Annotated in this window: 11 protein-coding genes; 5 read left to right on the top strand and 6 right to left on the bottom strand. The window is 47.8% G+C overall.

All coding sequences use genetic code 11. From position 1 onward, the window contains the following. Nucleotides 1-86 precede the first annotated feature (86 nt). The 5 genes from ycaO (at nucleotide 87) to K9N75_RS08645 (ending at nucleotide 7743) form a co-directional block, all read left to right on the top strand. Nucleotides 87-1847 (top strand): 30S ribosomal protein S12 methylthiotransferase accessory factor YcaO, encoded by a 1761-nt coding sequence (gene ycaO / locus K9N75_RS08665; protein ID WP_224452479.1) that lies wholly within the window; start codon nucleotides 87-89, stop codon nucleotides 1845-1847. A gap of 542 nt (nucleotides 1848-2389) precedes the next feature. After that, on the top strand, nucleotides 2390-3247 hold the full coding sequence (focA, locus tag K9N75_RS08660) for a formate transporter FocA (protein ID WP_020303849.1): 858 nt from the start codon (nucleotides 2390-2392) through the stop codon (nucleotides 3245-3247). A 62-nt stretch (nucleotides 3248-3309) separates the two neighbouring features. Next, entirely contained in the window at nucleotides 3310-5592 is a 2283-nt protein-coding gene (gene pflB, locus K9N75_RS08655; RefSeq protein ID WP_004095771.1) for a formate C-acetyltransferase, read from the top strand. A 285-nt stretch (nucleotides 5593-5877) separates the two neighbouring features. Beyond that, nucleotides 5878-6618 (top strand): pyruvate formate lyase 1-activating protein, encoded by a 741-nt coding sequence (pflA, locus tag K9N75_RS08650; RefSeq protein WP_008813001.1) that lies wholly within the window; start codon nucleotides 5878-5880, stop codon nucleotides 6616-6618. Nucleotides 6619-7287: 669 nt separating this feature from the next. Continuing rightward, a complete protein-coding gene (locus K9N75_RS08645) occupies nucleotides 7288-7743 on the top strand; it encodes a PTS sugar transporter subunit IIA (protein WP_039188810.1) in 456 nt (151 codons plus the stop codon). A gap of 70 nt (nucleotides 7744-7813) precedes the next feature. On the opposite strand, the gene K9N75_RS08640 is transcribed toward K9N75_RS08645, so the two are convergent. From K9N75_RS08640 to dmsA, 6 genes are all read right to left on the bottom strand, one after another. Next, nucleotides 7814-8953, bottom strand: a complete 1140-nt coding sequence (locus K9N75_RS08640; protein WP_114445638.1) for an MFS transporter — start codon at nucleotides 8951-8953, stop codon at nucleotides 7814-7816. A 116-nt stretch (nucleotides 8954-9069) separates the two neighbouring features. Then, a complete protein-coding gene (locus tag K9N75_RS08635) occupies nucleotides 9070-9657 on the bottom strand; it encodes a 4Fe-4S dicluster domain-containing protein (protein WP_039188812.1) in 588 nt (195 codons plus the stop codon). Beyond that, nucleotides 9657-10271 (bottom strand): Tat proofreading chaperone DmsD, encoded by a 615-nt coding sequence (dmsD, locus tag K9N75_RS08630; RefSeq protein WP_008812997.1) that lies wholly within the window; start codon nucleotides 10269-10271, stop codon nucleotides 9657-9659. The genes K9N75_RS08635 and dmsD overlap by 1 nt, the downstream gene beginning before the upstream one ends. Before the next feature lie 113 nt (nucleotides 10272-10384). Next, nucleotides 10385-11245, bottom strand: coding sequence for a dimethyl sulfoxide reductase anchor subunit family protein (locus tag K9N75_RS08625; protein WP_224452478.1), 861 nt, complete (start codon nucleotides 11243-11245; stop codon nucleotides 10385-10387). A 1-nt stretch (nucleotide 11246) separates the two neighbouring features. Then, nucleotides 11247-11864: a DMSO/selenate family reductase complex B subunit gene (locus K9N75_RS08620; RefSeq protein WP_008812995.1), complete on the bottom strand. Its 618-nt coding sequence runs from the start codon at nucleotides 11862-11864 to the stop codon at nucleotides 11247-11249. A gap of 10 nt (nucleotides 11865-11874) precedes the next feature. Next, nucleotides 11875-14319, bottom strand: coding sequence for a dimethylsulfoxide reductase subunit A (gene dmsA, locus K9N75_RS08615; RefSeq protein ID WP_224452477.1), 2445 nt, complete (start codon nucleotides 14317-14319; stop codon nucleotides 11875-11877). Nucleotides 14320-14816: the final 497 nt, after the last annotated feature.

The raw sequence follows: 14816 nt of genomic DNA, 5'->3' as shown, positions 1-14816 counted from the left end.
GACATTACTTATGGTTATGGAATTCATGGAGGAATAGGCTAAAAAAACGTATCATGCCGTTTTTTGCAGCTAACCAAGTGACTCAAATGACACAGACCTATATTCCCGGCAAAGATGCCGCGTTGGAAGACTCTATCGCACGCTTCCAACAGCAATTGACCGATCTCGGGTTCAATATTGAAGAAGCCTCTTGGCTGAACCCTGTCCCCCACGTTTGGTCTGTTCACATCCGCGATCGTGATTGCCCGCTTTGCTTTACCAACGGTAAAGGCGCCAGCAAAAAAGCAGCTCTGGCCTCTGCGTTAGGGGAATACTTTGAGCGCTTGTCGACCAACTATTTCTTCGCCGATTTCTACCTTGGACGCGAAATTGCCGAAGGCGACTTCGTTCATTACCCGAATGAAAAATGGTTCCCTATCCCAGCCGATGACAGTCTGCCAGAGGGCATTCTGGATGAACGCCTGCATGCATTTTATAATCCGGAAGGAGACGTAGGGGCGCAAGATCTCATTGATCTACAATCCGGCAATGTCGATCGCGGTATCTGTGCGCTGCCATTCACGCGTCAGTCCGATCAGCAAACCGTCTACATCCCAATGAATATTATTGGCAATTTATACGTTTCTAATGGGATGTCTGCGGGTAACACGCGCAATGAAGCACGTGTTCAAGGCCTGTCGGAAGTTTTCGAGCGCTACGTCAAAAATCGTATCATCGCCGAATCTATTAGCCTGCCTGAAATTCCGGCAGAGGTTCTAAATCGTTATCCTGAAGTGGTCGAAGCCATCGCTAAACTGGAACAGGAAGGCTTCCCAATCCTCTCCTACGATGCCTCACTGGGCGGTAGATATCCGGTGATCTGCGTTGTACTGTTTAACCCTGCCAACGGTACCTGTTTCGCCTCCTTCGGCGCTCACCCTGACTTTGGTGTCGCATTAGAGCGCACCGTCACTGAACTACTACAGGGTCGCAGCCTGAAAGATTTGGATGTGTTTACCGCCCCTACCTTCGATGACGAAGAGGTCGGCGAGCACGCCAACCTAGAAACACACTTCATTGATTCAAGCGGTTTGATCTCTTGGGATATGTTCAAGCAGGACGCTGACTATGAGTTTGCCGACTGGTCGTTTAAAGGCACGACGGAAGAAGAATTCAGCACTCTGATGAACATCTTCGAACAGGAAGATAAAGAAGTTTATATCGCCGACTACGAGCACCTCGACGTTTATGCTTGTCGCATCATCGTGCCGGGCATGTCTGACATTTATCCTGCTGAAGATCTCCTGTTAGCGAATAACAGCATGGGCGCCCATCTGCGCACACAGCTACTACAGCTGCCAGCGTCAAATCTAAGTAAAGAAGAGTATCTGCAAATCATCGAGCAGCTTGATGATGAAGGATTAGACGACTTTACCCGCGTGCGTGAACTACTCGGCATTGCGACGGGCAAAGACAATGGCTGGTATACCCTGCGCGTTGGCGAACTGAAAGCCATGCTGGCTCTGGCCGGTGGAGATCTGGAGCAAGCGCTGATATGGACCGAGTGGACCCAAGATTTCAACGCCTCGGTATTCAGTCCTGAACGCGCTAACTTCTATCGTTGCCTGCAAACCTTGCTGCTACTGAGCATGGAAGAGGAACGAGATCCCGCACAGTACTATCAGGCATTCAGCCGCATGTATGGCTCAGAGACATTAGAAGCCGCCTCTGCGGTTATCGCAGGCGAAGAGCGTTTCTATGGCCTACCGGCCGTAGATGATGACTTGAAAGCGCTGCCTGCGCATCAGGCGCTCTTGCAGGCTTATCAAAAGTTACAAGCCGCTAAGCGTCGTTACTGGGATAAGTAACACGCTCCCTTCTGTTCCCCTGCACAAGATGAGGTGCAGGGGTTCTTCACAACCTATCTTCATCAATACTGACCTATTCATCCTCAATAACGCATTTATCATCACAGCAAAATTCACCCAACAGCTACTATAGAGACAGAGAAATAATCCTGCGTTTTTCCTTTATAGCCTTTTATATAGGGAAACATAGAGAAAGAACGATTAGGCTAGCGGGGATTTATCCGAATTATGACGATATTTGTAATTAAATTGTTATTTATAAGTGCGAGTATTATTGGCATTGCAAAATAATATCTTCAGTTTGATCGAATTCTTAGGTGATTTTTTTACTTTTAATAAAAGCTGTTAGCTTCTAAATTCAACTTACAGTGTAAATATTAAAAAATATTTTTCCTTTTGAATTCAATGGGTTTATCATTTAACTTACTGTTTTTAGGGGTATTTTGGGCAGGTTAGTTCTGCGCATCATGATCCAAATCAATTTTTGCCGTATACTGCTTTGTTAGTATCTCGGCGCTGATTAATATTAAGAGAGAGTTAGTGTGAAAGCTGACAACCCCTTTGATCTACTACTACCAGCAGCAATGGCCAAAGTGGCCGAAGATGCTGGCGTTTATAAAGCCACTAAGCACCCGCTGAAGACTTTTTATTTAGCGATCACGGCTGGTGTCTTCATTTCTATTGCTTTCGTTTTCTACATCACCGCAACAACCGGCACTGCGGGTGTTCCATTTGGTTTTGCCAAACTGGTTGGTGGTATCTGTTTCTCTCTTGGCCTGATGCTTGTTGTGGTTTGCGGGGCTGACCTGTTCACTTCAACCGTATTAATTGTTGTCGCCAAAGCTAGTGGCCGCATTACCTGGAAACAGTTGGGGCTTAACTGGCTAAATGTCTATGTAGGTAACCTGATTGGTGCGCTTTTCTTTGTTGCACTGATGTGGTTTGCCGGCGAGTACATGACAGCCAATGGCGCATGGGGTCTCAATGTGCTGCAAACCGCCGATCATAAGTTACATCATACTTTTGTTGAAGCTGTTTGCCTCGGGATCCTCGCTAACTTGATGGTTTGTCTGGCTGTCTGGATGAGTTATTCCGGTCGTAGCCTGATGGACAAAATGTTCGCAATGGTTCTTCCGGTGGCGATGTTTGTTGCCAGCGGTTTTGAACACAGTATTGCAAACATGTTTATGATCCCATTAGGGATTGTAATTAAGAATTTCGCAGCACCTGAATTTTGGCAAGCCGTAGGCGCTGCACCAGAACAGTTCTCTAACCTAACCGTTAGCCACTTCATTACCGATAACCTGATCCCTGTCACGATCGGGAATATCATCGGCGGTGGTCTACTGGTTGGTTTGACATACTGGGTTATTTATCTGCGCGGTGGCGATAAGCACTAATAAGAGCTTTTTACCGCAGCGCCGGGTTTACGAAGAAATCCACACTAGAAGGTAGGTGTTAAATGTCCGAGCTTAATGAAAAACAAGCAGCCGCATGGGAAGGTTTTACTAAAGGCGACTGGCAGAATGAAGTCAACGTTCGTGATTTCATCCAGAAAAACTACACCCCGTATGAAGGTGACGAATCCTTCCTGGCTGGCGCTACTCAAGCGACGACCAACCTGTGGGATAAAGTCATGGACGGTATCAAAATTGAAAACCGTACCCATGCTCCGGTTGATTTCGATACCAACGTAGCTGCAACCATCACCTCTCATGATGCTGGTTACATCAGCAAAGACCTGGAACAAATTGTTGGTCTGCAAACTGATGCACCTCTGAAACGTGCTCTGATTCCGTTCGGCGGCATCAAGATGGTTGAAGGTTCATGTAAAGTTTACGGTCGTGAACTTGATCCAATGATCAAGAAAATCTTCACCGAATACCGTAAAACGCACAACCAGGGCGTGTTTGACGTTTACACCAAAGACATCCTGAACTGCCGTAAATCTGGCGTCCTGACCGGTCTGCCTGATGCGTATGGCCGTGGCCGTATCATCGGTGACTACCGTCGTGTTGCCGTTTACGGTATCGACTTCCTGATGAAAGACAAATACGCTCAGTTCCAATCACTGCAGACCAAACTGGAAAACGGTGAAGATCTGGAAGCGACTATTCGTCTGCGTGAAGAGATTGCCGATCAGCATCGCGCTCTGGGTCAAATCAAAGAAATGGCTGCCAAATACGGCTGCGATATCTCTGGTCCAGCTAAAAACGCCAAAGAAGCTGTACAATGGACTTACTTCGGCTACCTGGCTGCGGTTAAATCTCAGAACGGTGCTGCAATGTCCTTCGGTCGTGTGTCCAGCTTCCTGGATATCTACATCGAACGTGACCTGAAAGAAGGCAAACTGACTGAAGAAGAAGCTCAGGAACTGATTGACCATCTGGTTATGAAACTGCGTATGGTTCGCTTCCTGCGTACTCCAGAATATGATGAGCTGTTCTCTGGTGACCCAATCTGGGCAACTGAATCTCTGGCTGGTATGGGTCTGGACGGTCGTACTCTGGTTACCAAAAACAGCTTCCGTTTCCTGAACACCCTGTACACCATGGGTCCATCTCCAGAGCCAAACATGACCATTCTGTGGTCTGAAAAACTGCCTCTGGCGTTCAAGAAATTCGCGGCTAAAGTTTCTATCGACACCTCATCTGTACAGTATGAGAACGATGACCTGATGCGCCCTGACTTCAACAATGATGACTACGCAATTGCTTGCTGCGTAAGCCCAATGATTGTTGGTAAACAAATGCAGTTCTTCGGTGCTCGTGCAAACTTGGCTAAAACCATGCTGTACGCAATCAACGGCGGCGTTGACGAAAAACTGAAAATGCAGGTTGGCCCTAAAGAAGCACCAATGATGGATACCGTACTGGACTATGACAAAGTCATGGAACGTATGGATCACTTCATGGACTGGCTGGCTAAGCAGTATGTCACTGCGCTGAACATCATCCATTACATGCATGACAAGTACAGCTACGAAGCATCCCTGATGGCTCTGCATGACCGTGACGTATATCGTACTATGGCATGTGGTATCGCAGGTCTGTCTGTTGCTGCTGACTCCCTGTCTGCAATCAAATATGCAAAAGTAACCACTATTCGTGACGAAGATGGCTTGGCTGTCGACTTCGACGTTGAAGGTGAATACCCGCAGTTTGGTAACAACGACCCACGCGTCGATGACATCGCTTGTGATCTGGTAGAACGTTTCATGAAGAAAATTCAGAAACTGACTACTTACCGCAACGCGGTTCCTACTCAGTCTGTTCTGACCATTACCTCTAACGTGGTTTATGGTAAGAAAACGGGTAACACCCCAGATGGTCGTCGTGCTGGCGCTCCATTCGGTCCAGGTGCTAACCCAATGCACGGTCGTGACCAGAAAGGTGCTGTTGCCTCTCTGACTTCCGTTGCTAAACTGCCGTTTGCTTACGCTAAAGATGGTATTTCTTATACCTTCTCTATCGTTCCTAACGCTCTGGGTAAAGACGACGAAGTTCGTAAAGCTAACTTGGCTGGTCTGATGGATGGTTACTTCCACCATGAAGCTAGCATCGAAGGTGGTCAACACCTGAACGTTAACGTTATGAACCGCGAAATGCTGTTAGATGCGATGGAAAACCCTGAGAAATATCCTCAGCTGACCATCCGTGTATCTGGCTACGCTGTACGCTTCAACTCTTTGACCAAAGAACAGCAGCAGGACGTTATTACACGTACTTTCACACAGTCCATGTAATGCACTGCCCGCTTAAAATGGCATAAAATAAAGGCTCCACTTCGGTGGGGCCTTTTTAGTAAATGTGAGACAATAGCGTGCCGAGTATGCTCGTCCGTGATAAAAATGACATGATTTGACTGTTTTGCCGGATTGCTCTCAGCAACAGTTCGACTAATACTCAGAATATTTCTTTGCCGATGGAAATCAGGCAAAACAGTTATCAGCAAGATATGAACCTCTATGGTGTATATCATTGCCTTTTTAGACTGCTATTAATCAGTCAATTTTGGAGAAAACCCCGCAATGTCACTCAAAGGTCGCATCCACTCTTTTGAATCCTGCGGTACCGTAGATGGCCCAGGTATCCGCTTTATCACATTTTTCCAAGGCTGCCTGATGCGCTGCCTGTATTGTCATAACCGTGATACATGGGATACCCACGGTGGTACTGAAATCACCGTTGAAGATTTAATGAAAGATGTCGTGACCTATCGCCACTTTATGAATGCCTCCGGCGGCGGCGTTACCGCATCAGGTGGCGAAGCCATTCTGCAGGCGGAATTTGTGCGTGACTGGTTCCGTGCATGTAAAGAAGAAGGTATCCACACCTGTCTCGATACCAACGGTTTTGTTCGTCGTTATGATCCGGTCATTGATGAGCTGTTAGATGTTACAGATTTGGTTATGCTCGACCTTAAGCAGATGAACGATGACATCCATCAGAATCTCGTCGGCGTATCTAACCATCGCACGTTGGAGTTTGCCCGCTATCTGGCAAAACGTAACCAGAAAACGTGGATTCGTTATGTTGTTGTTCCTGGTTGGTCGGATGATGATGCTTCTGCTCACCTACTGGGTGACTTCACGAAGGATATGACCAACGTCGAGAAAATCGAGCTTCTACCATACCATGAGCTAGGCAAGCACAAATGGGAAGCTATGGGTGAAGAGTACAAACTTGGTGGCGTAAAGCCGCCTTCTCATGAAACGATGGAACGCGTAAAAAACATTCTCGAAAGCTATGGTCATAAAGTGATGTATTGATCATTAAAGCTCGCGGGCTGACATTTATTTCGTCAGCCCGCTTAATTATCAAGTTCGATACTATTTCATCCTTCCCTGCCTGTTTTTACTGCTCAACGCCGCCTTATCGATAATTGTTATTATTACCCTTTTACCACTCTGAATACAAAACCAATTTATATCGCTAAAAACGCTTTAAAAATCGCTTTGCATGAGTAACTAACATTTAGTGTTTTATTCCGATCTAATCACGCAGGTTTGAATTATTTGGCTAATATTCCCAAGAGAATTTAAGTAATGTGATGAGATGGGGTGGATTATTAGACTTTCTTCTAAGCAGTGACTTCCCTGATTGGCACCGATACACTGCCCATACACCCGCAGAATATAGGTCTTAAAGAGAGGTCTTTAAATTCAATCTATTGCGGTGCTGTAAATACTTTTTTTCATACTGACTTGTGCCTGCACATTGCTGCAAACACCAGAGGTGGATGAATTAAATAAACACTATGGATAGCCTTTATACCTAGAAATTCGAGTTGTATGAAAGTGGCACGTTTGCCCCTAGTCGCATAGAGAATCATGTCACTAGAGGGAACAAACCATGCCAATACGCATACAGTTTAAGTATGACAGGTATATTTATTTTTTCAGGCGCCCCATTACAGGTGCAATGTTACCGGAGGTTTTATGTCAATTGATGCAATTCTCGACCAACGCTGGCAGTTCTGCCACCAGCCACTGAGCTGGCGCCACGCGATCCATTTAGCCTGCCAACCGCTGATTAGCGAAAGCAAGGTGAATGCAAGCTACCCGCTGCATATCATCGATGCACTCAAGCAGGATAAACAGGACTTCGTGGTAAGCGAAGGTGTATTACTGGTCTTTGCCCAACCTGAACAGGGGGTTATCAGTAAACGCGGAGAAGCATCAGTGCTCAAGTGTGATAAACCGGTAGTGCTACAAAATGGCAGTGAAGTTAGCCTGATTATCGTACTGTCTGCTGGAACACAGAGCGAACTGAATAGCCTTCACCAACAAATCGAAGGTTGGCTTGAAATGAATAACTGCCGTGAGCATTTGATGCAGGCAACCAGCCAAAATATGCTGGGCTCGCGCATTCAAGCCGGAAGCCGCATGCACTAATTGCCGCTTTGGTATACAGATACAAAAAACGCCCAAATGGGCGTTTTTTTATGCCAGAAAATCGAGAAGCTTATGCCGCAGGTAACGCATGGTGATGATCGGTTTTCTTCATCAGCATCAACAAATAAACCAGTGCAATACCGGCAATCATCACGAAAAGCACATCGTCGGAATATTGTTGCATCAACGCAGCGACCGTTGCAGGTCCTGCAAGGCTGCCAATGGTATAGCTCATCAGTAAGGCTTGATTCATGGCAACCAGCTCATGAGGTGCTGCGGTTTCGCAAGCCCACGACATCGCCACCGGATAAAGCGTAAAACCAGCACATCCCAGCGTAAAGAGCGCGGGCACTACACCATAATTCCCCAGCATCGCCATACAACCGAGAATAACCACGCTCACCTGCACGCGAAGAACCGCAATGCGGCCAAAACGATCGGCCAAACGTCCGATTGGCCACTGCCCCATAATCCCAGCACTCACCAGCAACGCCATCCACAGACCGACGTTAGCATCACTCATACCTTTATGGGCTAAATAAAGAGGCAGCAATCCATATAGTGAGCCTAATACTGCCCCTGAAATAACACACCCATGGATCCCGAGTCTCGCACTACGACGGCGCAGCATTGCCCACATTGGTACCGAAGCATGAGATTCAGGCCGTGCAAAGCGAGCGAATAGCAACGGCATTATCGCCAACACCATCAGCGATGTCGCCCAAGGCAGAACTTGCATCACGGCGGTAGGCACAACGCCAAGCATCAGTTGCCCAAGCACCGTACCGAGATAATAGACAGTCATATAAGCAGCTAACAGTTGTCCACGGTTCGCGTTGGTTCCGCTACGCAATAACGCGCTTTCAACCACCACCCATACCATCGCACAACCAACACCGGCCAAGAAACGCAGCGCCAGCCAACTCCATATATCTGTAGAAAAACTCAGCGCCGCTGTTGAAAGTGCAAAGATGGTACAAGCGTAATGGTAGCTGCGGTTAAAACCAGAGTGCATAATGACAGCCCCCGCCACCAACGTCCCCACCAAATTCCCCATAAAATAGGAAGAACTCACCAACCCAACTTGCCAAGTAGGGAGTTGCTCATGGCTAAGCCACAATGGAACCAAAGTATTTAAAACCGCCATAGCAACGGTCAGCAGCAAAAGCCCGCAGAGCAATAAAAGCACTGGGCGAGAGTATGAAGACATTTGAATTTCGAACCGAACCGCATTGAGAAGTGGGCGCATCATGCCACTGGTGAATTAAAAGTCAATCGACTATAGATTAGGCATAGCACGATTTGTTAATACGTAGGTAAAAAAATTTATCTTTCTGACAAATTGGCTAATTTTGGACTTCCTGCCACCAGAGAAATATGTCCATGATAACAGGCCGTTTTGCATTGCCCACAGCCGTCGCAGAGGCTTTCAGCAAACGTTGGTTGGGCATTATCGTCAAAGTAAATCGCGTGAGATGAACAAGCTCGCTCACATAGCCGGCAATCATTATTGCCACGTCCAATGCAGCCTTTAGCAAATAGAGGCCTTAAGGCAGTATCCGATAAAATAAGTGGGGAAAGTGCCCCCGTTTTGCAAGATGTAGTGCAGTCATTGCATTTAGCGGTATCACAAGCTGAAAAATCAATTTGGAGCGCTGCTGCGCCGTCTTTGATTTCGATTAGACCGTAAGGACACGCTGCGATGCAGTCTCCACAGGCGGTGCACAAAGCAAGAAAAAGACGCTCCGCCACGGCCTGTGGTGGGCGTCCTATCGCTCGGCGCACAGATTCAAGTTCAACCTGCTGCTGCGCTCGCTTTCCAGCGCCAAGCAGCCCGCGAAAAAGACCACGGCGACTCACGATGTGGTGCGACATCCAAGCACGATAGTAGTCTTGATCTTTTTGCTCGCTCATTAGCGGTAAAGCTCACGTTCAGCAGGAACAATCGCTAACTGCTGCTGCCAGCTAGCTAGCGTCAACAGCGCTAATTCAGATAAACCTTGATAGAACGGGTGCCGTGCGTCTTGCATCATCAACGTTAAATAGCGAGTGCTCCACGGTAAAAGATGCACGGACAGAAAATCACTCAACGCCTGAGGCTGCGATTCTGCTAGCCATGCGGCCATCATTAACATCAGGCCAAACTGATCTTCGGGTTCTTTCTGCCCTATTTGCCCTTCAATCAGATGTTCACGCATCCATTGGCGCAGTGCCAGCGTCGAGTCACCAAAAAGCACGCTCTCTTTATCCAGATACACAGAACCCCACGGAGGAGCCGGTAGCGCATAGGGCCCAATAAACAAGCGCTGATGAGCATCTGTTAGCGACTCATCGGTCATAGCAGCCAATTTTGCCGCACATTGTTCAAGCTGTTGCATCGAGCCATAAGGCCATTCGCTGATCCACTCCGACGACGTGAGAATGTCGACTAATGGCGCACAAGTTTCACTTTCAGGGGAATAATAAAACAGAGCACCCAATGAACGTGCCGAGATTGCAATATCTTGAAGCTGTTGAGGTTGTAACATGAAGATACCAAATCAGTTTTAATGCAAAGTAGATGAGACGATGAACGTGAGTTCACTAAAGTGTGGAGCTCAGAAGTGAGCTCCACCGATATTATCATCAATACATCAAGGCGTTAACCGGCTACGGCCATGCCAACAGTCATGTGCAGACCGTAGAACATGCCGCGCCCGATCAATTCACCCGCCACAACTAGCGCAAAACCAATCACCAGCCATGCAACCGACGGCGTTTTACCCTTAATCATTGGGCAGATCCAGCATCCAAGCCCTAAGACAAGCAGCGCTAAACGCCATGCCAGCAGAGTGCCAAACGCGGGGATTAACGCCGATGCCTGTTGTACAGAACTGTGGATCTCAGCGAGGCCAAAGCCTTGCATAGCAACCGCGGCTACGCTCACTAATACGGCTAACACGCTGATAACGGGCAGTAGTCGCATGCTACAACCTAAAACACCTGCCGCACGTAGCAGTAGAAAGCCCAGCAAAGGCCCACCGATCAGCATCGTCAACACAAACCCTAGCGTGGTGTAACCATTATGCCACGTGGGAACGGTATCGATCTGATATACGCGGCACATGGCATAGACAAACAGCAACCCCAAAACCATGGTGATCGCTAGCCAAAGTTTGCCTAATGCCGCAGGCATTTTGTTAAGCATCGCGAGGAGCCAATAAATCCCCCCCGCCGCAAAGAATACCGAGCCGCTGGCAATCTCGTTACTCAGGGCCGACTCACCGATGCGGTTAAGCGAATTAAACGCTCGCATCGGAGAACCCAAGTGCATTACCGAAGCAATAAAGGCAATCCCCATGAGTACCCAAAGAAAGAACATGCTGACATGCACTCGGCGCGTGAGCACCTCATCCAAACGACCCGCTATCAAGGCCAGCGCTATGATAATAAAGGCACCAACCACGCACTGCCCTAAAACCGTGAAAATCATCAACGGCCATTCATGCCATCCCATACCCATCTCAGACCTCCTTCGGATTTGCCAGATAACCGGTTGTATCTCCGACCGGACGACTGTTGGCATTAGGTTTTAATACGATGTTCGGCTTAGTGAAGTGCGCCGCAGGCAACGGAGCCACCTCTGCTAAGTCACCATATTTGGCGCGCAGTTCTTCAATCGGTGCTAAATCAAGCGCGCGCAGTGGGCAAGACTCAACGCAGATTGGCTTCTTACCTTCTGCCACGCGCTCGTAACAGCCATCACACTTGGTCATGTGCCCCTTCTCCTCATTGTACTGAGGAGCGCCATACGGGCAGGCCATGTGGCAATAGCGACAACCAATGCAAACCTCTTCATTGACGACGACAAAGCCATCCTCTCGTTTGTGCATCGCGCCGCTCGGACACACTTTGGTACAGGCAGGATCGCTACAGTGGTTACACGAAATGGAGAGATAATAGGCAAACACATTTTGGTGATACACACCGTTATCTTCCTGCCAGTCCCCCCCCGCATATTCATAAATGCGGCGGAAGCTAACGTCTGGTGTCAAATTTTTAAAATCTTTGCAGGCCAGCTCGCAGGTTTTGCAGCCGGTGCAACGACTTGAGTCGATATAAAAGCCGTATTGCGTTGTCATCAGCTACTCCTTATGCCTTGGTGACTTGAACAAGATTCGAATGAGACGGGTTGCCTTTCGCTAATGGTGACGGACGCTGCGTGGTAAGCACATTTATCGACCCTGCGTGATCGACTCGATTTGCATCAGGGCTGTACCATGCGCCTTCGCCTAGTGCGACAACACCCGGCATCATTCTAGGGGTCACTTTGGCATTAATACGAACTTCGCCGCGCTGGTTGAAAATGCGCACGATATCGCCGTTGGCAATACCACGTTGTTTCGCATCTATTGGGTTAATCCACATCTCCTGACGACAAGCTGCTTTCAATACGTCGACGTTGCCATAGGTAGAGTGGGTGCGCGCCTTATAATGGAATCCCGTCAACTGCAGTGGGAATTTTTCAACGAGCGGATCGTCATAGCCTTCAAAACCCGCGCTGTAAATCGGCAGAGGGTCAATGACATCGCCTTTAGCCAATTCCCACGTGGCTGCTTTTTCAGCGAGCTGTGTTGAATAAATCTCTATTTTTCCCGATGGGGTCGTCAGTGGATTAGCTACCGGATCCTCACGAAACGCCTTGTAAGCGACATGATGACCTTCGGGATCGCGCTGCTTATAAATCCCTTGCTGACGGAAATCGTCAAACGACGGCAGCCCTGACATCGCTTGCTGAGACTGTTGATACAGATGGCGTAACCACTCTTCCTGAGTACGGCCTTCGGTAAATTGAGCTTCCACGTCCATGCGCTTCGCCAACTCACTGGTCATTTCGTAGATATTTTTGCATTCGAAACGAGGCTTGATGACCTGATCGGCAAAAATAACGTAAGACATGTTGCCCGCCGAAGCATCCAAACAGAAGTCCATTTGTTCCGACGCAGTACAGTCAGGCAGCAAGATGTCGGCGTATTTAGCCGAAGCGGTCATGTGGTTATCGATGACCACAATCATTTCGCACTTTTTATCATCTTGTAGAATGTCATGCGTACGGTTGATCTCAGAATGCTGGTTCACCAAACAGTTACCCGCATAGTTCCAGATCATCTTGATTGGCACATCCAGCTTATCTTTGCCGCGCACCCCATCTCGCGTTGCTGTCATTTCGGGGCCACGTACAATCGCGTCCGTCCACATGAACATGGAAATACTGGTTTTAACCGGATTTTCCAGGGTCGGCATGCGAACAAAGTCGAGAGAATACGACCCTTCACGTGCACCACTATTGCCGCCGTGAATCCCCACATTGCCGGTTAAAATCGCCAACATAGAAATTGCGCGCGAAGCCAACTCGCCGTTTGAATGGCGCTGTGGCCCCCAGCCTTGTGAAATATAAGCGGGTTTAGCCGCGCCAATTTCACGAGCAAGCTTGATAATTTTATCCGCCGGAATACCCGTAATTGCTGCCGCCCACTCTGGCGTTTTGGCTACACCATCAGCCCCTAGGCCTAAAATGTAGGCTTTATAGTGGCCATTGGCTGGAGCTCCTTCCGGCATGGTTTTTTCGTCATAGCCAACACAGTATTTATCTAGAAATGCCTGATCGACCAAATCCTCTGTGATCATCACATGTGCTAAGGCAGAGGCTAACGCCGCGTCGGTACCTGGACGAATAGGCACCCATTCGTCTTCGCGTCCAGCGCCTGTATCGGTATAGCGCGGATCGATAATGATCATACGGGCATTAGATTTCTGTCGAGCCTGCTCCAGATAGTAAGTCACCCCGCCGCCGCTCATTCGCGTTTCACCAGGGTTATTACCAAATAGAACCACTAATTTACTATTTTCGATATCTGACGGACTATTCCCATCGGCCCAACCGCCGTAGGTGTAATTCAACCCTTCAGCAATTTGCGCTGTACTGTAATCGCCGTAATGATTCAGATAGCCGCCACAGCAATTCATTAGGCGAGCAATCAGAGTCGCCCCCGGTGGCCAAGAGCGTGTCATCGTACCGCCCAGCGTACCGGTGCCGTAGTTCAGATAGATAGCTTCGTTACCATAGTCTTTAATGATGTGCTGCATACTAGCCGCGATGGTATCGAAGGCTTCTTCCCAGCTTATGCGTTTGAATTTACCTTCCCCACGCGCGCCAACGCGTTTCATGGGATATTTCAGACGGTCGGCGTTGTAAACGCGGCGACGCATAGAACGCCCACGTAAGCATGCGCGAACCTGATGCAAGCCCTCATAATTGTCGTCACCTGTGTTATCGGTTTCGACATATTTAATTTCGCCATCAACAACATGCATGCGTAACGGGCAACGGCTGCCACAGTTTACGGTACATGCACTCCAGATAACTTTTTCATCTTTTCCCAAAGATGTTGTGCCTGACTGAGCTGCTGCCTTACGGGCAAACGGCAGAGATAATCCACCACTCGCCGCAACTAAACCGCCGATAGCGCTGGATTTAACCAGCTTGCGGCGGCTCACCTGCGTAGACAATAAGCCTGTCTCTTTCGTATTTTTCATACAATACCCACTCAGTTTGCTTTCAAAACAAAAAATATGACTGCAAATTTTCTGACGAACGTCTATGCGTTTTTTTATTAGTCAGTAAAACGGAAAGTGGAGGTATTACGTAATTTGCTGTTTCAAGCGCGCTCACTGCGCCAGATAAAACATAAACTCGCAATTAATTGGAATGAAATTGAGCAAATATCCGTATCCACTTTCTCAAATGGATAATACTTCTTTGGGAGTAAGTCATATTGTTTGATGTCAATAAACACTCGTAGAACGCAGGCACAGGTGGTTTATGTGATGCAATTAACAGCTTTTCAAAATCATAAACTTACGTTTGAGAATGCAAATCAATTAGCCATCGGCATCGATAAAGAAGCGAATAGATTGACCAGAAATAATTCTCACGATATTGAAATAGAACGGGGTTAAATATGACTATAAAAAGTGGCTTGAAAAACGTGGTAATTGAATAAATAGAGAAAGCAGTTATTTAGTTTATAAAA

Origin of the sequence: Hafnia paralvei (assembly GCF_020150375.1) — a bacterium.
Classification (GTDB): domain Bacteria; phylum Pseudomonadota; class Gammaproteobacteria; order Enterobacterales; family Enterobacteriaceae; genus Hafnia; species Hafnia paralvei.
The sequence above is the reverse complement of the archived record's forward strand: the minus strand, read 5'-3'. Positions and strand labels throughout refer to the sequence as shown.